15 protein-coding genes are annotated in these 18395 nt (G+C 62.8%); 6 read left to right on the forward strand and 9 right to left on the reverse strand.

From position 1 onward, the window contains the following. Positions 1–21: 21 nt before the first annotated feature. From C6Y32_RS07715 to C6Y32_RS07725, 3 genes are read left to right on the forward strand one after another with little or no spacing between them, the layout of a single operon-like run. The gene (locus tag C6Y32_RS07715) at positions 22–1368 is read left to right on the forward strand and encodes an amidohydrolase family protein (protein ID WP_243562622.1); all 1347 of its coding nucleotides are present in this window, start codon (positions 22–24) and stop codon (positions 1366–1368) included. A gap of 40 nt (positions 1369–1408) precedes the next feature. Then, a complete protein-coding gene (locus C6Y32_RS07720; RefSeq protein ID WP_105204733.1) occupies positions 1409–1897 on the forward strand; it encodes an HD domain-containing protein in 489 nt (162 codons plus the stop codon). A 44-nt stretch (positions 1898–1941) separates the two neighbouring features. After that, positions 1942–3069 (forward strand): M20 family metallopeptidase, encoded by a 1128-nt coding sequence (locus C6Y32_RS07725; RefSeq protein ID WP_105204734.1) that lies wholly within the window; start codon positions 1942–1944, stop codon positions 3067–3069. 116 nt (positions 3070–3185) lie between these two features. On the opposite strand, the gene C6Y32_RS07730 is transcribed toward C6Y32_RS07725, so the two are convergent. From C6Y32_RS07730 to C6Y32_RS07755, 6 genes are all read right to left on the reverse strand, one after another. After that, the gene (locus C6Y32_RS07730; protein ID WP_105204735.1) at positions 3186–4280 is read right to left on the reverse strand and encodes a serine hydrolase domain-containing protein; all 1095 of its coding nucleotides are present in this window, start codon (positions 4278–4280) and stop codon (positions 3186–3188) included. Positions 4281–4497: 217 nt separating this feature from the next. Further along, a complete protein-coding gene (locus C6Y32_RS07735; protein WP_105204736.1) occupies positions 4498–4920 on the reverse strand; it encodes a cytidine deaminase family protein in 423 nt (140 codons plus the stop codon). A gap of 175 nt (positions 4921–5095) precedes the next feature. Then, complete coding sequence (locus C6Y32_RS07740; RefSeq protein WP_105204737.1) at positions 5096–5953, reverse strand: DUF368 domain-containing protein; 858 nt, start codon at positions 5951–5953, stop codon at positions 5096–5098. A 79-nt stretch (positions 5954–6032) separates the two neighbouring features. Further along, entirely contained in the window at positions 6033–6578 is a 546-nt protein-coding gene (locus tag C6Y32_RS07745) for an inorganic diphosphatase (protein ID WP_105204738.1), read from the reverse strand. A gap of 194 nt (positions 6579–6772) precedes the next feature. After that, a complete protein-coding gene (locus C6Y32_RS07750) occupies positions 6773–9691 on the reverse strand; it encodes an AAA family ATPase (protein WP_105204739.1) in 2919 nt (972 codons plus the stop codon). A 3-nt stretch (positions 9692–9694) separates the two neighbouring features. Beyond that, positions 9695–10837, reverse strand: coding sequence for an exonuclease SbcCD subunit D (locus tag C6Y32_RS07755; RefSeq protein ID WP_105204740.1), 1143 nt, complete (start codon positions 10835–10837; stop codon positions 9695–9697). A gap of 372 nt (positions 10838–11209) precedes the next feature. Between C6Y32_RS07755 and C6Y32_RS07760 the strand changes: the two genes are divergently transcribed. Genes C6Y32_RS07760 through C6Y32_RS07770 form a run of 3 tightly spaced genes read left to right on the forward strand, consistent with a single transcriptional unit; the run spans position 11210 to position 15359 of the window. Then, positions 11210–11758, forward strand: coding sequence for a MarR family winged helix-turn-helix transcriptional regulator (locus C6Y32_RS07760; protein WP_105204741.1), 549 nt, complete (start codon positions 11210–11212; stop codon positions 11756–11758). Next, positions 11755–13479, forward strand: coding sequence for an ABC transporter ATP-binding protein (locus tag C6Y32_RS07765; protein ID WP_105204742.1), 1725 nt, complete (start codon positions 11755–11757; stop codon positions 13477–13479). The genes C6Y32_RS07760 and C6Y32_RS07765 overlap by 4 nt, the downstream gene beginning before the upstream one ends. After that, positions 13479–15359: an ABC transporter ATP-binding protein gene (locus C6Y32_RS07770; protein ID WP_105204743.1), complete on the forward strand. Its 1881-nt coding sequence runs from the start codon at positions 13479–13481 to the stop codon at positions 15357–15359. Before C6Y32_RS07765 ends, C6Y32_RS07770 begins: the two co-directional genes overlap by 1 nt. A 64-nt stretch (positions 15360–15423) precedes the next feature. Here the strand turns inward: C6Y32_RS07770 and C6Y32_RS07775 are convergent, their stop codons facing one another. From C6Y32_RS07775 to C6Y32_RS07785, 3 genes are all read right to left on the reverse strand, one after another. After that, complete coding sequence (locus C6Y32_RS07775) at positions 15424–15990, reverse strand: manganese efflux pump MntP (protein ID WP_164998182.1); 567 nt, start codon at positions 15988–15990, stop codon at positions 15424–15426. Positions 15991–16190: 200 nt separating this feature from the next. After that, the gene (locus tag C6Y32_RS07780) at positions 16191–17531 is read right to left on the reverse strand and encodes an MATE family efflux transporter (protein WP_105204745.1); all 1341 of its coding nucleotides are present in this window, start codon (positions 17529–17531) and stop codon (positions 16191–16193) included. Then, a complete protein-coding gene (locus C6Y32_RS07785; protein WP_105204746.1) occupies positions 17524–18387 on the reverse strand; it encodes a GNAT family N-acetyltransferase in 864 nt (287 codons plus the stop codon). Before C6Y32_RS07785 ends, C6Y32_RS07780 begins: the two co-directional genes overlap by 8 nt. Positions 18388–18395: the final 8 nt, after the last annotated feature.

The raw sequence follows: 18395 nt of genomic DNA on the forward strand, positions 1-18395 counted from the left end.
CGCTATAAAGGAGTGAGCCACTTGATCTACCGCACCTTACCGCCGGCCCCGACCGGCGTCGCCACCGCCACAGCTGCTGGCCTGCACTGCCCGCCACCGGCGGCGGGCGGCCGGCTGCTGCTGCAGGGCGGACTGGTCGTCGACCCCAAAAACGGCGTCGAGGAACCGCGCGATCTGGCATTGCTGGGCGGCGTCGTGCACAGCTGCCAGCCGCACATCCCCACCGAGCCCGGCGATACCGTGATCGACTGCCGCGGCCTGTATGTCTTTCCCGGCCTGATCGATATGCATCTGCACCTGGGCGACCTGTTCGAGGTGAGCACCGATCCGTTTGCCCACGCCGCCGCAGACGGGGTGACCGTCGCCTTTTCCCCCGGGGCCGGCAACACGCTGCTGGCCCCTTCACTGCTGGGGGCCGAGTTTGACCGCGGGTTGCCCATCAGTGCCGGGGTATATGCCGGTGCGCCGGCGCTGCTGGCCACCTCGCTTGATGACGAGGAGCTCGTCTCCTATTTCACCGGTACGCTGGTGCGGGAGGTGGCGCTGCAAAAGCTCAGCCGCAACCCCATCGGGGTGGCTACCGGCATGCAGATCATCGGCGTAAAAGATCACATGGGCCACTTTATTTTGAGCGACGAGAGCGCCGAGCGCATCTTCTCCGTCACCTCCCGTGCAGGGCTGCTGTTCATGACCCACACCCAAGACCCCGAGCACGCCTGCCGCATGGCCGCGCTGTCTAAGGGGCGCCCGCTCTATCTGGGGCACGCCTCGGCCGCCGGCTGCGGCACCTTCGGCGACGGCGCCGCCGACATGAAGCAGGTGCTCGACCTGTTGGCACAGCCCAATATCGACGGCGAGCTGCTCGCCAGCATGATGCGTCAAAATCGCGGTTGCCGCGAAGGGCTGCGCATCGACAGCCGCGCCCAGCAGCTGTGCTATCAGGCCCTGGCCGAAGGCCGGGTGCAGGTGCTCGCTTCCGACGGGCAGGGAGACGCCACCATGAAGGGCTTCGGCGACAGCCGCGACAATATTCCCGCCCTGTTCGAACTGTGCGATCTGGGCGTGCTGCCGCTGTCTAAAGCAGTGGCCCTTATGACCAAAAACCCCGCCCATATCCTCTCTGCCCGCACCGGTAATCCCTGGTTCGAGCAACAGCTGGGCCACCTGGGCTGCGGTGCCGCCGCCAACGTCACGGTGGCCGACCGGCATACCGGCCGCGCCATCTACACGATCGTAAACGGGCAGCTGGCCGCTTTCGAGAGCCGGCCCCTGCGCAGCGGTTGGGGTGCCGGGCGGCTGGTCTGCCGCTTTGGCAGCCTGTCGCGCACCGGCGTGGGCGACTGCAGTATGGGCACGGTCCTGCCCTAGCAGCCCCGGATACTATTTTTTTTAGAGAGGAGCCCGTAACATGCCCAAACTCGGCCATCTGATCGCCAAAATGACACAGTACTACCGCGGCGATCCCCACCAGATCGAACACTTTTTAAAGGTGTACGGCTACGCGGTGGCTATCGCCGACGGCGAGCAATTGCCGCCGCCCACCTGTGAGGTCCTGTACGCCGCCGCCGTGCTGCACGACGTGGGCTGCAAGGTGAGCGTGCAAAAATACGGTTCCAGCGCCGGGCCGCATCAGGAAAAGGAGGGCCCGCCCATCGCCAGATCCATGCTGCAGGAGCTCGGGTACAAAGAGCCGCTCATCCAGCGGGTGTGTTATCTAATCGGCCATCACCACACCTACCGGGATATCGACGGCGACGACTACCAGGTCCTGGTAGAGGCCGATTTTCTCACCAACATCGGCGAGAGCGAGCAGTACTACCGCAGCCGCTACACCGCGCTGGAAAACATCTTTCGCACCCCCACCGGCATCCACCTGTTTGGCCAGCTATACACCTGACGCCCGTCACCGCGGCGGGCACACACTATAAAGGAGCGTCACCTATGGAAAAAACTGTTTCCCTGCTGCAAGAGCTCATCACCCTGCGCACCGACGGCGACGGCGAGCGCCAGATCGCCGATTTTATCGAGGGCCTGTTTGCCGGCACCGCTGCCACCACCCGCCGGTTTGTACACAGCGACACCCGCCACTCGCTGCAGGTGTGCATTCCCGGCCGCGACCACAGCCGCTCGGTGGCGCTGGTGGGACATATCGACACCGTGCCGGTCAGCGACGGCCCGCTGTGGCAGCACCCGCCCTTTTCAGGGCACTACGACGGCGAGTTTGTATGGGGCCGCGGCAGCGCCGATATGAAAGGCGGCGACACCGCCATGATCCTGGTGGGCCAGCATCTACTGGCCGCCAGCGAGCCCCCCGCTCTGGATGTAGAGCTGCTGTTTACCTGTGACGAGGAGACCAGCGGTATGGGCGTGGTGGCCATGCAGCAGGCAGGCGTGTTCGACCGGGCCGTGGCCGCCTTTATCTGCGAGCCCACCAGCTGCCGGCCTGGGGTGTGTGAAAAAGGGGCGCTGTGGCTGCAGGTCACGGCGCAGGGGGTATCGTCTCATGGCTCGCGCCCCGACTTGGGCGTCAGCGCCATCGACGGTATCAACACCTTTGCCCAGCGCCTGGCCGGGGCGCTGTCGGCCGGGGCGGCCCACCCGCTGCTGGGGCGCACCACCATGGCCATGACCACCTTTAGCGGCGGGGTCAAGACCAACGTGATCCCCGACAGCGCCACCGCCACCTTCGACATCCGGGCCGTGCCCGGTCTGCAAAACCGCCAGATCATCGAGATGAGTGGCCAGATCGCCAGATCGCTGTGCTTGGAGCGGCCGGGCCTGCACCTGTCGGCGGCGGTGCAGAACGACCGTCCGGCCATCGAGCTGCCGGCAGACAGCAGCTTTGGCTCCATCGTCGACGACGCCTGCCGCCGCTGTGGGGTAGACCCGGTGCACCGCGGGCTCTATTTCTACTCCGACGGCAGCCAGTTCGTGCCCCAGACCGGGGTCCCATTCGTCATCCTCGGGCCCGGCGACGACGCGATCTGCCACTGCCGCGACGAAAAGATCGATCCTCGCGAGATCGAGACGGCCAAAAACATCTACCTGGCAGCCATCTCGCAGCTGTAGTGCAGCTCGCGGGCCGGGCTTGATACCTGCTAAAAAGACCTGCCATCAAGATCGCGTGGCAGGTCTTTTATCTCTTTTGCGTCTCTGCCGCCAGCCGCGGGGCAGCGGGCCACCGCTCAGTGGCAGGCAGCGAGGATATAATCGGCAAAGTACGGCCACGGGGCATAGGTATCCTGTTGGGTGGGGCTGCTGGTCATCACCGTGACCAGGTCGAGCTGAGGCACCACAAAGATGAACTGGCCCATAGCTCCCATGGCAAAATAGGTGTCGTACCCCTGTGCGCCAAACTGTCGGGTCCACCACAGGTACCCGTAAGAGCCGGAGTTGCCGATCGGCCCCACCTGGGCGCGGGTCGACTCCTCCACCCACGTCCGGGGCACCAACTGCCTCCCCTGCCAGCTGCCGCCGTTTAAATACAGCTGACCAAACCTGGCGGCATCGCGGGCGGTCATCTCGATGCCGTTGCCGCCGTCCAACACATTTTGCGGGTCGGCCCGCCACTGCACGCTGCTCATGCCCAGCGGTTCGAACAGGTGCGTGCGCGCGTAGTGAAAGAGCGAGTCATCGGTCACCTGTTCCAGTACCGCCGCCAGCAGATGAGGGCCGCCGGTGGTGTAGTTAAAAGAGCTGCCCGGCGTCGCCACCAGCGGCTTTTGCAGCACGTAGTCTACCCAGTTTTCCGCCGCGTTGAGCTCAAAAAAAGAGGAGTCGTCGCCGTTCCACTCGTGCCACTCCAGCCCCGAGGTATGCTGCAGGAGCTGGCCGATGGTGATCTGCCCTTTTTCGGTACCCGCCAACTGGGGAAAATATATTGTCAGCTGATCGTCAACACCGCCGATCAGCCCCTCCTCGATGGCGATGCCCACCAGTGCCCCGGTAAAGCTCTTCGAGCAGGAGTTGAGCCGAAATACGCTGTCGGCCCCGTACCCCTCCCGGTAATACTCATCTACGATATAGCCGTCTCGCACCGTCACCGACGCATAGATCTCGCTCTGGTCCAGCGCCGCATGCAGCTGCTGCAGCACCGCCCCATCCATGCCGTGATTTTCGGGCGTGTCGGTAGACCAGGCGTTGTCTGCCGTCTCGGCCGGTACCGGCACACTCTCGGCAACAGACGAGCTGGCGCCGCTGGCCGCCCGGTCATGCTGCTGCCCACAGCCGGCCAGCAGCGCCAAGGCTAGGCCCAAGGCGATAAGCGCTGTTTTCTTCAAAAGTCAGTTCCCCCCTACATCATTTGGGCGGGCGGCCCCCTGTGCCGCCGCAGTGTTCTCTGTCTGTCTTTCACTATAGAGCGCCGCTGCTATGATGTCCAATACTTATCTTTTATAGGGAAAAATGCCTTTTGCGCATATCTGTGGCCTGTGCGCCCGCTCCCGGCCTGCGAATAAGACGGGGACGCCTGAAAACAGGCGTCCCCGTCTTATTCGGTCAGTTGTCTGCCGGCTCGCCGCCGTCTTTTGGCACCCAGCGGCAGGGCAATAGCTCGGCCAAGGTGCGCACCTGCCCATCAGGCAGCAGCACCTGGCACTGCTCGTTGTCCGCGTGCAGCTGGCAGATGAACTCGCGGCAGCGGCCGCAGGGCGGCACCACCTGTCCCCCATCGGTCACCGCTGCCATGCGCACCACCCGGTTCTCGCCGGCACATATCATGGCTGCCGCCGCAGCGTGCTCGGCGCAAAAGCCCATCGAGCAGGGGGTGTCGATGCACACCCCGGTATAGATAGTGCCAGAACTGGTCTGCAGCGCCGCCGCCACCGACCCGGCCCAGCTGCTCTGCGAGAGCTGCCGGTCGCCCTGTACCGCTGCCGCCACCTGAACGAGCGGGTCAAACTGATGGATATCTCCGGTCATAAGATCACCTCTTTTATAAAATAGCCGCGGGCCAGCCGCTGTTGTGGTGGGCGGGCTGACAAGCTACGCGCCAGCATGTGCGCCACCGCCGGTCCGCCGCAACTATAAAAATACCCCGCCCGCACAGCCGGCGCATCCAGCTGTGCGGAGACGGGGCATCTCATCGCCTAAAACGCTACGCTTCGGGGTCTTTTTTAGCCACCGTCACTTCCTGCACCTCGCTCGACTTTTTATCGAGCACCGTCAGCAGGTAGCTCACCAGCGCCGCCAGCACCAGGCAGAGCAGTGAGATGAGCCCGTTGAGGTTCACCGTAAAGCCGGGGTACAGCACCAGCAGCGAGCCGGCCACCAGCCCTAAAATCGCAAAGTAGGTGGCGCGGGTGTAGTGGTGCAGCAGGTAGTCGATGACTTTGGCCCCACCCAAAATGCCGACTGCCGCCCCCAGTACGACCGGGATGAGCAGCGGGATATTGAGCTTGGCCACCGCGTGCAAAATAGGCTCGTACAGGCCGATGACCAACAGTACGAACGAACCGCTGATGCCCGGCACGATCATCGATACCGCTGCGATGAGCCCGGCAAAAAACAGCAGAAAGAAGTTTGATACCGACAGCGCGCCGATCTTCATGGCCGCCGAGTCGGGCTTTACAAAGGCGATGACCGCCATAACGCCGATGGCGATGCCCATGGGCAACAGGTAGCGGGGCGCATAGCCCGACTTGGCCGCCCGCTTGGCGATATCGGGCAGGCTGCCGATAATGAGCCCCATAAAGGCGAAACTGGTGGGCATAGGGAAGTTTTCAAACAGGTACGAGAGCACGCCGCTAAACGCGAAGATGCCCACCGCCATGCCCAGCCCCAACAAAATGAGGAACTGCAGGTTTTTCTTGAGCACCTTCCACTTTAGGGTGATGGCGCCGATGAGCTCGTCGTACACCCCGGCCATAACAGCCACTGTGCCGCCGCTCACCCCGGGGATGATGTTGCCCACGCCGATGAGCATCCCCTTGATAAATAGTATCACTCTCTCCATACGGTACGTCTCTCCGCCTTTCGCCGTCTTTGCTTTTGATCGCGCTCGGGTGCGCCGCACAGCGCGCCCCGAGCAGCTGCTAGTTGTCTACGCGCTTACCGCAGAAATGCACCTGATAGCGCTCCATACACTCCTCGATGATCTCCTGCGCGCGCTGGCCGCCCAGCACCTCCGAGGTGGTGGTGTGACCGTGCTCCAACCCCTTATACACCTCGAAAAAGTGCTTGATCTCGTCGGAGATATGGGGCGGCAGCTGGCTGATATCTTTGTAAAAGTTCCAGGTGGGGTCTTTCTGCGGGATGGCGATGACCTTGTCGTCGATCTCGTCGTCGTCGATCATGCGCACCACACCGATAGGATAACACTCCACCATCACCATGGGGTCCAGCGGCTCAGAGCACAGCACCAGCACGTCCAGCGGGTCGCTGTCGTCGGCATAGGTGCGGGGGATAAAGCCGTAGTTGGCCGGGTAGTGGGTGGAGGTGTAGAGGATGCGGTCCAGCCGCAGCAGACCGGTCTGCTTGTCCAGCTCGTATTTTTTGTTGCTGCCCTCGGGTATCTCCACCACCGCTACAAAATCGGCGGGCGCCACCCGCCGGGGGTCGATATCGTGCCAAATATTCATGGGGTACTCTCTCTTTCAGCTGTCTGCCGCCGGGTCGCGGCAGGGTCGGTCCTACATATACTTTTAAAGGCGCGCCACCAGCCGCCGCTGGCCGGTACCGGGGCGGGCTGATAACGGGCGCATATCGTATGCCGATTTTTCTTATTATAGCAAAGCGCACAAACAATTGCAATCAACTTTGTAAATATCTTCCACTACTTTTGGTGGATCGCGCTGCCGCCACCGGGTAATGGCCGCACCTCTATTCCCTGCGGAAACCGCTCTTTGAGCGCCTGTACGTGGGAGATGATACCCACCAGCCGCTCCTCTTTCTTCAGCGCCTCCAGCGTGTTCATAGCCTCCTCCAGCGACTGGGGGTCCAGGCTGCCAAAGCCCTCGTCGATAAACACCGTATCCAGGGCGATGCCCCCCGACTGGGCGCCGATGACATCGGCCAGTCCCAACGCCAGCGACAGCGCCGCCTTAAAGCTCTCGCCGCCAGATAGCGTGCTCACCGGGCGCGCCTTGCCGCTGTAGCTGTCGAGCACCTCCATCTCCAGCCCCGAGGGGGCGTTTCCCTTCTCTTTTTCGGTGCGCCGCAGCAGCATATATTTGCCCTGTGTCATCTGATCCAGCCGCAGGTTGGCCGCTGCCAGCACCCGGTCAAAATAACCCGAGAGCACATACCGCTCAAAAGAGAGGTGCTGGCTGTTTTTTCCGCTGGCCACCCGGTACAGATCCTGCACCTGCATGTAGGCCTCATCCAACCGCCCCTGCTCTTTTAACAGCTGCTGTAGCTGGCTGAGACTGCTCTTCTGCTTTTGCAGGGTCAGCTGTAAGGCGGTCACCTGCTGGCGGGCGCTCTGCTCCTGCTCGCGCAGGGCGTCCAGCACCCGGCGGGCTTCCTCCAGGTCGCTGGGGGCGCGGCCCTCATAGGCCGCCAGCGCCTCTTTTTGCCCCAGCAGTCGCTGCCGCTCCTGCTCGTAACGGTCGATCTGTTCTTGCAGCTGCTGGCGCTGGGCGGTGGTGGGCGGCGTCCGGCGCAGCTGCTCGGGCTGTACCTCCTCACGGGCCAGCAGCGCCGCCAATGCCTCGGCGCTCTCCCGCACCGCCTGCGCGGTCTGCTCGGCCAGTTGGCGGCGTATCGCCAGCCGCTCGCGGCAGCTGGCCAGCTGCTGCTCGTACTCGGCCAGCTGTCGCCGCAGTGCCTCCTGCCGCTTTTCGCTCGTCTGCCGCTCCTCTTCCAGCCGGCGCACCTTGTCTTGGACCTCTTGGGCACAGCCGGTGGGCAGCGCCGTCAACTGCTCGGCCCACAGCTGTCGCTTGCCCTGTACGCCGGCCCGGCTGGCCGCCACCCCTGCTGCGGTGTCGAGCCCCTTTTTCTGCAGCTGGTCTACCGGGCAAAACGCCGCTAAGGCCTCGGCCAGCCGGCTCTGTTTTTGGCGCAGCTGTTGCTGTCGCTCGTCGCAAAACAGAGTGGCTCCCGCCGCCAGGGCCGGGTCGGCTTTGAGGGCCGACAGCGTGCCCAGCACCGGCAGCAGATCGCTGCCGTTCAGCTGCTCTAAGGCCGCTGCCAGTTGGGCGTCTCTCTGCCGCAGGGCGGCGGTGGCCGCTGTTAGGGCAGCCGTGGCCGCCTGCAGAGCCGGGTAGTCGGCCCCGGCGTCCACAGTCTTTGCCGGGGCGGGGTGGTGCGTGCTGCCGCACACCGGGCAGGGGGCATCGGGGCGCAGCGTTTGGGCCAACTGCCCCGCCTGCGAACGGTGGTAGGCGCCGCTGATGCGGTCGTATTCCTCCTGGGCGGCGCGGCAGGCGCAGCCGGCGCGGCCAAACTCGGCCAGCTGTTCCTGCAGTGCCACCGCCTGGGCGCGCAGTGCAGCCAGGTCGGCCTGCTCGGCACAGCACTGCACGTACTGCTCTACCGTATCCAGCCGCTGCAGCGTGAGCAAACTGTCCTGCAAACTGCCCTCCAGCTTCTGGCGCAGGTGCAGGCTCTCCAACCTGCTCTTTTCCAGCTGCAGCTGCCGGTCGCTCTCGCCGCGGCGGCTCTCCAGCTCCCGCAGCTCCCGCTCGGCGCTCTCTATTTCCCGGCGGCGCCGCTGCAGGTCATCCCACTGGGTCTGGGCCTCTTTCAGGCCGGCCGCCGCCTCGTCGCGGCGGGCGCGGTGTTCCTGCGCCTGCTGGGCAGCTTGGCGGCAGCGCACCAGCTTTTCCATCTGGGCCAGCTGGTAGCGGCGCTGCGCCTGTTCCCCGGCCTGCTCGTCCAGCGCCGCCAGCGCCTGCTGGTAGCTCTGTAACTGGACAATAGCCGCATTGTCGCGGCTCATCTGCTCCAGCGGGTATTTTTGCTGGTCGCGGCGATTTTTCTCTAGCTGCGCGGCCAATTCGTCCAGCGCTGATCGCCCCGCCATCTGCCGCTGCTCGAGCAGCTGGCAGATGGCCTCCACATCGGGATAATCGGTATCTAACAACTGCTGGAGCGCGCCGTCGCCGCTGCCGTTTAACTGGTGCAGCAGTAATTGGCGCTGGGCCTGGTGGGCCTGCAGCGCCTCCTGCTGGGCCGCCAGCTCAGCTTTGAGCGCCTCCTCTAAGCGGGCAAACAGCTGGGTGCCAAAAATGCGGCGAAAAATAAGCTGCTTGTCGGCGCTGGAGGACTGCAAGAGCCGCTGAAACTCCCCCTGGGGCAGCAGCACGATCTGGCGAAACTGCTCTGCCCCCAGCCCCACCAGCTGGGCCAGCTGCTCGTCCACCTCCCGCACGCGGGTGAGCACCTGGCCGTCGGGCAGATACAGCGCCGCCTGCTGGTTAAAGGTGCTGTAGTTGCCGCGGCTGTTGCGGCGCACCTGTTTGGGTGCGCGCTCCACCGTGTAGCGCTGGCCGCGCACCGTAAAAACAAGGCGTACCCGGCTCACCGCGTCCTCGGCGGCATAGTCGCTGCGCAGGCCGTCGGCGGGGCGGCTGTCGCCGCTGGCCCGGCCGTACAGGGCAAACATCACCCCGTCAAAAATGCTGGTCTTGCCCGCTCCGGTAGGGCCGGTGATGACAAAGATCCCGCTGCCGCTAAGCGCCTTAAAATCCACCTGCTGTCGGTCAGCAAAGGGGCCAAAGGCCTCTAGCTGTAACTGCTCAAGCTGCATGTGCTACACCTCCCGCTCCAGTTTTTGCAGCAGCTGCGCGATCATCTCGCGGCTGGGCTCATCCAATTCCTCGCCCTTAACGGCCCGGTAAAAATCGGCGAATTGGGTGGCGCTGTCGATCTCCTCCCAGCCGCAGGCTACCTGCTCGAGCTGCTGCCGCCGCCGGCTCTCCAGCCGCAGGCCCAGCATGTTGGGGTACACCCCCCGCAGCCGGTTCATGCTGTCGTACACCAGCTCCCGGTCGGTCACCACCGCGTACACATAGTCCTGCCGGCCCGGGTGCAGCCGGCCGGTGAGGATCTCGGCCAAGCTGCCCCGCACCACCGCCACCGACCGCAGCGGCCGCAACAGCTGCGGTCGCACCTGTACCTGTCCGTCGGGCCGTACTTCTACCAGGTTGACCTGTTTTTGCTGCCCCGCCTCTGAAGTGGAGTAGCTGAGCGGCGACCCGCTGTAGTAGATGGGCCGCTCTCCCACCTGCTGGGGGGCGTGCAGGTGCCCCAGCGCCACATAGGCAAAATCGGGCAGCACACCGGTGTGCACCAGGTCGCTCTCGCCCACCGCCAACTCCCCCTCACTGCGGCGCATATCGCCCGCGCTCATGGCGCCGGGTGCAAAAAAGCCGTGGGCCATGAGCAGGTTGACCGCCCCCGGCTCCAGGGGATTTTCGGCAAACCAGGCGGCGTATCCACTGTCCATATCGGGGACCTCCCGCTCAGGAAACAGCTGTCGCAGCCGTGGCAGGTCCACATAGGGGGCCAGGTACACCGCCAGCCGGGTGCCGTCGCGCCCGGTCATCTCCAGGCGGGCCATCCGCTGGCTGGGCACCCCCTGTATGAGCAGGCCACCGGCAGCGGTCTGCCGGGCGCCGAACTGCAGCCGCTGAGCGCTGTCGTGGTTGCCGGCAATGGCCGCCACCCGGGCTCCGCGGGCTATGGCTCCATCTATGAAGTCATCCAGCACCGCCACCGCTGCCGCCGGCGGCACCGAGCGGTCGTACAGGTCGCCGGCCAGCAGGAGCAGCTCTACCTGCTCGCACTCGATCAGGTGCAGGATCTGGTCCAGTATATACCGCTGGTCCTCCAGCAACGGGTACTCCCCCAGTGTTTTGCCGATGTGCAGGTCCGCGCAGTGCAGCAGTTTCATTCCTCTTCTCCCTCTTCTTCCGCCGCCGGCCGGCGACCCTTTTTACTGGCTCTTATTGTACCACACCGGCCATATCTCCGCCAGCTGCCGTGTCGATATATCCGCCGGCCACCGGCCACCGCCGCGCTAGTAAACTGCCCGGTGCGTACTATCGGGGATTTGGAAAAAGTTATTTTGCCAGGTAGTGGCCACCACGCACCTTTTTGCCCATCCGGCCAGAGCCGCATACTCTTTTTTATTTTTAACAAATGCCCCCTTGACAAACGGGCAACAGCTGCTAAAATATAATAAGCCGATTAACTATTAACCGGTTAATTTAAAAAGACACCTTTTCCACATTTCACATCCCCCATGTAAAAAGGAGGTATTTATTTGGACCTTCGCGAGATCGTTCAGAAGATCAGCCGACTGCACCTGCTGCACCGGCTGTACATTCAAAAAACGGCACTGCAAAACCACCTCTATTTCGGGCAGCCGCCGCTGCTGGAATACGTGATGGATCACGACGGCTGCACCCAGTCCGACGTGGCCGAATTTTTGCACGTCAGCCCGCCGTCGGTGGCCACTTCCATCAAGCGGATGGAAAAAATGGGCCTGATCGCCCGTACCCCCGACCCCCGCGACGCCCGCTGCAACCGGCTGCACATCACCGATGAGGGCCGCCAGCTGACCACCGCTTTCCGCGCCCAGTTCGACTCGGTGGACCAGCAGATGTTTGCCGGTCTCTCCCCGCAGGAGATCGAGCAGTTCATCACCACCGTCGAGCACATGATCGCCAACTTGGCGGTAGGCCCCTATGCGGGGCTTGATAATATCACCCTGCGGCAGCAGGCGAAACAGCTCAAAGAGGCTGAGCACCGGGCCGCGCACAGCGGCCATCCCCACCCACCGCGCCCCGAAAGAGGAGGTGACCGGCGATGATCAAAAAACTCGCTCATTATATGAAGCCCTACCGGCTCTATGCGATCCTCTGCCCGCTGATGGTCATTGGCGAGGTACTGCTGGAGATCCGCATCCCGCTGCTCATGTCCAAGATCGTCGACGTGGGCATTCCCGGCCGCGACCTGGGTTACGTGGTGCGCACCGGCGCCATGATGGTCTGCATGGCTCTGGCCTCGCTCATCTGCGGGGCGCTGTCGGCCCGCTTTGGCGCCATGGCCAGTATGGGGCTGGGCAGCCAGCTGCGCGGGGCCATGTTTAAAAAGATACAGTCTTTCTCTTTTTCTAACATCGACAAGTACTCCTCGGCCAGCCTGGTCACCCGCATGACCACCGACGTACAGAACACTCAAAACGCCACGATGATGGTCATTCGCATGCTGGTGCGTTCACCGGTGATGCTCGTCAGCGCCACCATCATGGCCTTCTCGATAAATTCCAGCCTGGTCACCGTCTTTTTGGTGGCCATACCGGTACTGGCCGTGGCGCTGGCCACCATCGCCATCACCGCTTTCCCCCGCTTTCAGTCGATGCTGCGCAAATACGACGGCATGAACGCCTCGGTGCAGGAAAACCTCATCGCCATCCGGGTGGTAAAGGCCTTTGTGCGCTCGCGCTACGAAAAAGACAAATTTAAAAAGGCCAACGAGGACCTCATCGGCGCCTCGCTGGCGGCCGAACGCCGGGTCATCTGCAACATGCCCATCATGCAGCTGGTGATGTACAGCTGCATCATCTCCATCTTGTGGTTCGGCGGGGGCATGGTCATCGGCGGCAGCATGCTCACCGGCGAGCTCATCAGCTTTATCAGCTACGTCACCCAGATCCTCATGTCGCTGATGATGATCTCTATGGCCTTTATCAACCTGGTACTGTCCCGCGCCTCTATCTCCCGTATCGGCGAGGTGCTGGAGGAGGTGCCCGATATATCAGACGAACACGCCTCCGACGCGCCGGTAAAAGACGGCTCTATCGATTTTGAAAACGTCTCTTTCCGCTACCGCCAAGATGCCGAGAACGACGTGCTGCAAAATATCGACCTGCACATCCCCGCCGGCAGCCGGGTGGGCATCATCGGCGGCACCGGTTCGGCCAAGACCACCCTGGTACAGCTCATCCCCCGCCTGTACGACGCCACGGTGGGCAGAGTGAAGGTGGGCGGCCGCGACGTGCGCGACTACAAGCTCGACACGCTGCGCCACGACGTAGCCATGGTCCTGCAGAAAAACGTGCTGTTTTCCGGCACCATCCGCGACAATCTGCGCTGGGGCGACCCGAACGCCACCGACGAGCAGATCGTCGCCGCCTGTAAGATCGCCCAGGCTCACGACTTCATCCAATCCTTCCCCCAGGGCTACGACACCGATCTGGGTCAGGGTGGCGTCAACGTCTCGGGCGGCCAAAAGCAGCGGCTGTGCATTGCCCGGGCGCTGCTGGCTGGCCCCAAGATCATTATTTTAGACGACTCCACCAGCGCCGTAGATACCGCTACCGACCAGCACATTCGTCAGGGCCTGCAGCAAGACCTGGCCGGCACCACCATCATCATCGCCCAGCGCATCACCTCGGTGCAGGACTGCGACCAGATCGTGGTGCTGGATGAGGGCCGCATCGCCGACGTGGGCGACCACGAGACGCTGATGCAGAGAAGCGAGATCTACCGCGACGTGTACACTTCACAGCAGAAAGGGGTGGCCGACTGATGCCCAGACCGCGCACCAATTACCAAAAGCCAAAAAACACCGGCAAAACATTTCGCCGGCTCATCGGCTACATGATGGCCCGCCCCGCCGTGCTGGCGCTGGTGGTGCTATTTGTAGCCATCAGCTCCGGCGCCTCGGTGGCCGGCACCTATCTGCTCAAGCCGGTGCTCAACCGCTATATCGTGCCTTTTATCGGCAGTGGCTCAGCCGATCTTTCCGGCTTTATCGGCATGCTGTGCCTGATGGGCTGCATCTATCTGGCCGGGGCCATCTCCACCTACTGCTACAACCGGCTGATGATCTCGATCTCCAACCGCACGCTGGGAGCCATCCGCCGCGATCTGTTCGACCACATGCAGGATCTTCCCATCCGCTACTTCGACACCCACACCCACGGCGAGCTGATGAGCCGCTACACCTCCGACGTCGACACCCTGCGTGAATGTATCTCCCAGTCCACTCCACAGCTGCTGTCTTCGGTCATCTCGGTAGTGGGCACCTTTACCATGATGCTGGTGCTCAGCCCCACCCTCACTCTGCTCATCGTGGCCATGCTCGTCATCATGCTGTTTATCATCAAGGCGGTAGGCAGCCGCAGCGCCCGCTATTTTAAAGCCCAACAAAAGGCCAACGGCGCCGCCAGCGGCTTTATCGAGGAGATGATCGAGGGGCAAAAAGTCGTCAAGGTCTTCTGCCACGAGCAGGCTGCCGTCGACGAGTACGCCGTCTTAAACGAGCAGCTGCGACAGTCGGCTACCAACGCCAACACCTTTGCCAGCATCCTCATGCCCATCATGGGCAACCTGTCTTACGTCAACTACGCCGCCACCGCTATGGTGGGTGCTTTCCTGGTCATCAGGGGCTCGATGGACATCGGCACCATCGCTTCGTTTTTGCAGTTCACCCGCTCCTTCTCTCAGCCCATCACCCAGATCTCACAGCAGTTTAACTCCATCCTCTCGGCGCTGGCCGGTGCCGAGCGTATCTTCGAGGTCATCGACGAGACCCCCGAGGTGGACGACGGCTATGTGCAGCTGGTCAACGCCCAAAAGGGCCCTGACGGCCAGCTCTGCGAGAGCGAGGGCCGCACCGGCCTGTGGGCCTGGAAGCACCCGCACCAGGACGGTACCATCACCTATACCCCGCTGACCGGCGACGTGCGCTTTTTCGACGTGACCTTTGGCTACGAGCCGGATAAGACTGTTTTGCAAAACGTCTCGCTCTACGCCAAGCCGGGGCAAAAGATCGCCTTTGTCGGCTCTACCGGCGCCGGTAAGACCACCATCACCAACCTCATCAACCGCTTTTACGATGTGCCGGAAGGCAAGATCCGCTACGACGGCATCAACATCGGCAAGATCAAAAAAGACGACCTGCGCCGCAGTCTGGGCATGGTGCTGCAGGATACTCACCTGTTTACCGGCACCGTAAAAGACAACATCCGCTATGGCCGTCTCGACGCCACCGACGAGCAGATCGTCGCCGCCGCCAAACTGGCCAACGCCGACGGCTTTATCCGCCGCCTGCCACAGGGCTACGACACCATGCTCTACTCCGACGGGCAAAACCTCAGCCAGGGGCAACGGCAGCTGCTGGCCATCGCCCGGGCGGCGGTAGCCGACCCGCCGGTGCTCATCTTAGACGAGGCCACCTCTTCCATCGACACCCGCACCGAGGCGCTCATCGAAAAAGGCATGAACGAGCTGATGCAGGGCCGCACTGTGTTCGTCATCGCCCACCGGCTCTCTACCGTGCGCAGCGCCGACGCCATCATGGTGCTGGAGCACGGCCAGATCATCGAGCGCGGCAATCACGACGAGCTCATCGCCCAAAAAGGCAAGTACTACCAGCTCTATACCGGCCAGTTCGAGTTGTCGTAGACCCCATTAGGTCCCCTCTTAAAAAGGGCCGCTGTGCCAAGACAGCGGCCCTTTTTTCTATCTCTCACACCGTGTGCTCCAAAAAGATCTTCAGCCCGATACCGGCCAATATCAAGCCGCCGGCGATCTCGGCAAATTTGCCCAGCAGGTCGCCAAAACGGCGCCCTAAAAAGGCCCCCACAAAGCAGCAGCAAAAAGTGGTGAGGCCAATAATGGGTGCCGCCAAAAAGATGTTGGCCCCAATGGCCGACAGGCTCACCCCCAGGGCCAGCGCATCTACACTGGTGGCGACGGCCTGCACCAGCAGCAGTCTGCTGGTGAGTATCAGCGTGCGCCCCACCGCCGTGATCTGCCGCCCGTGCTGGCCGGCCTCACGCAGCATGCGCACCCCCAAAAAGCACAGCAGGATCAGTGCCACCCAGTGGTCAAAGCGCTGGATATAGCCGCTAAAGCCATAGCCCACAAAATAGCCCAGCAGCGGCATGAGCATCTGCGCCAAACCAAAATACAGGCTGCACAGCAGCGCACAGCGCAGCAGCCGCCCCCGGGCTGCCAGCCCGTTGGTGACCGATACGGCAAAGGCGTCCATCGCCATGCCAAAACCCATGAGCACCATGGTGTATATATCCAAATCGCCGCCCCCATTATTAAGCATTTGCGCCCCCGGCGGGGCAGGTCCCTACCAGTATACGCGGCCGCAGGGCCATTTTTGCCTGGTACGGCGCCAAAATATCCAGGCGATCAGCGCCCCCATCAAAAAGAGGAGCTCTCCCCGGTGGGAGAGCTCTTTTTTATCGGCTCCGCGTCATTGCCGGCGCAGTACCGGCCCACTTACAGGTACCCGTACCGCTTGCGGCCCCGCCACAGCAGTACCAGCGCCGCGATCACCGTCAGCCCCTCGGCGATGGGCACTGCCAGCCACAGCCCGTCTACGCCCCAGAGCCGCGGCAGCAGCAAAAGCCCGATCGTCGTAAAACCAAATGTACGGGTAAAAGAGAGCCCCGCCGAGAGCTTGCCGTTTGACAGCGCGGTGAACATGGCCGAGGTGAAGATGTTGATCCCACTGGCCAAAAAACTGTAGCCAAACAGCCGAAAGCCGGCGCGGCTCAGCTGGTACACGGTGCTGCCCGGGGCGGCAAATATAGCCGACAGCACCGGTGCACCTATCATGGTCAGTGCAAAGATCGCCAGCGACGACAGACCGATAAAGCGCAGACAGATGCCAAACACCCGCTTTTGCCGTCGGGTGTTGCCGCTGCCGTAGTTAAAGCTGATGATCGGCGCCACCCCCATAGAAAAGCCGATATACAAGGTGCTCATCAAAAACTGGGTGTAGAGCATCACCGTCACCGCCGCCACCCCGGCCTCGCCAGCCAGTTTTATCATCTGGATGTTAAAGAGAAAGGTGGTCAGGGCGGTGGCCAGCTGGCTGACCATCTCTGACGAGCCGTTGAGACAGGCCTCTGCCAGCACCCGCCCCTCCCAGATGGGGCGGCAAAAGTACAGGCTGCCCCGCTTTTTCATAAACACCAAGAGCCCCGCCACCGCCGGGATGGAGTAGCCCAGCCCGGTGGCGATGGCCGCCCCCATGATCCCCATCTTGAGCGGGCCCATAAACACAAAGTCCAGCACGGCGTTGGTGCAGCCGGCCGCCAGCGTCAGCCCAAAGCCCAGCCCCGGGCGCCCGGCGGTGACCAGCAGGTTTTGAAACAGCACCTGCAGCATATTAAAAGGGGTGCACAGCAGTAGGACCCCCAGGTAGTCGCGGCAGTATGGGGCCAAGATCTCGCTGGCCCCCAGCGCCCGCACCAGCGGGTCTAAAAAAGATAGGCCCAATAGGGCGATGAGTGCGCTCAGCGCCACACAGCACAGCGCCAGCAGGCTAAAGGCGCTGCGGGCGCCCCGGTCATCCCCCTCCCCCATGCGGCGGCCGATAATGGCCCCGCCGCCGGTGGCCAGCATGGTCGCGAGCCCCACCGTGGCGTAGATCACCGGGCAGGCGATGTTCACCGCCGACAGCGCCTCGGTGCCCACCAGACGCGAGATGAATACCGTATCTACAATGGTATACATGCCCATGAACACCATCATAAAAATGGTGGGGAAGGCAAAACGTAGCAGTGCCCCGGCGCCAAAATCGCGGTCCAGGGGGTTTATACGCCGCTCAGTCATCGCCTTCACCTCCCCGCTCTTCTGCCGGCAGCACAAAGCGCTGGGTGGGGTAGCCAAATTCGGTCAGCAGCTCCGATTCGGCAAAGCCCAGCTGCAAAAAAGCCTCCCGGTACCCGGTATCGGCCCGGTCGCCGGCCCGGTAGGTGGTAATACTCACCGGTCTTCCCGGCATATACCGCTCCACCACACACCGCAGCAGCGCCTCGGTCACACCGCGGCGGCGGTACTGGGGGTGTACGCCCAAAAAGTCGATACTCCCCTGCCGGGGGTCAAACAGCACCGCGCCGATAGCCGTTTGGTTCTCGCACAGCCACAGGGCCCGTCCGGCGCGCATATAGTCGCGCAGCACGTCGATATACTGCTCCTCGATCAGGCCGGGGAAACCGTCCACCACCAGTCGCACCAGCTGCATCCAGCGGTCGATGTCTTTTTCCTGCGCCGTCTGTACCCGCTCTGCCAACGCGGCGGTATCCGTCTCGGGCAGCGCCGGGTCGGGCTGCAGCACAAAAGCCAGCTGCAGGGGGTAAAAGGCCTCCTCCTCGCGAAACCGCCCCGGTGCCTTTTTGTACATGGCCTTAAAGGCGTCGGTAAAGGCCTGTTGGCTGGCATACCCCGCCAGCTGGGCGATCTCGGAGATAGGCCGGCGCGAGAACGCCAGCAGCTTGGCCGCCTCGGTCAGCTGACGGCGCTGTACGTAGTCGTGCACCGTAAGCCCCACCGCAGCGGTAAACATGCGGTGCAGGTAATATTTAGAGTAGTGTACCGCCTCCGCCACCTGCTCCAGGTCCAGCTTCTGATCTAAGTGGGCCTCGATATAGTCGATGGCCGCCATCACGTTTTGGGTCTTTCCCGCCAAAACACATC

Source organism: Neobittarella massiliensis (ex Bilen et al. 2018) (genome assembly GCF_900289145.1).
Lineage (GTDB): Bacteria > Bacillota > Clostridia > Oscillospirales > Ruminococcaceae > Neobittarella > Neobittarella massiliensis.

Bases quoted from the DNA above. Each gene is read 5' to 3' on its own strand.
- C6Y32_RS07720 (WP_105204733.1), top strand. From the start codon at position 1,409: ATGCCCAAACTCGGCCATCTGATCGCCAAAATGACACAGTACTACCGC.
- C6Y32_RS07725 (WP_105204734.1), top strand. From the start codon at position 1,942: ATGGAAAAAACTGTTTCCCTGCTGCAAGAGCTCATCACCCTGCGCACC.
- C6Y32_RS07735 (WP_105204736.1), bottom strand. From the start codon at position 4,920: ATGACCGGAGATATCCATCAGTTTGACCCGCTCGTTCAGGTGGCGGCA.
- C6Y32_RS07740 (WP_105204737.1), bottom strand. From the start codon at position 5,953: ATGGAGAGAGTGATACTATTTATCAAGGGGATGCTCATCGGCGTGGGC.
- C6Y32_RS07745 (WP_105204738.1), bottom strand. From the start codon at position 6,578: ATGAATATTTGGCACGATATCGACCCCCGGCGGGTGGCGCCCGCCGAT.
- C6Y32_RS07750 (WP_105204739.1), bottom strand. From the start codon at position 9,691: ATGCAGCTTGAGCAGTTACAGCTAGAGGCCTTTGGCCCCTTTGCTGAC.
- C6Y32_RS07755 (WP_105204740.1), bottom strand. From the start codon at position 10,837: ATGAAACTGCTGCACTGCGCGGACCTGCACATCGGCAAAACACTGGGG.
- C6Y32_RS07765 (WP_105204742.1), top strand. From the start codon at position 11,755: ATGATCAAAAAACTCGCTCATTATATGAAGCCCTACCGGCTCTATGCG.
- C6Y32_RS07770 (WP_105204743.1), top strand. From the start codon at position 13,479: ATGCCCAGACCGCGCACCAATTACCAAAAGCCAAAAAACACCGGCAAA.
- C6Y32_RS07780 (WP_105204745.1), bottom strand. From the start codon at position 17,531: ATGACTGAGCGGCGTATAAACCCCCTGGACCGCGATTTTGGCGCCGGG.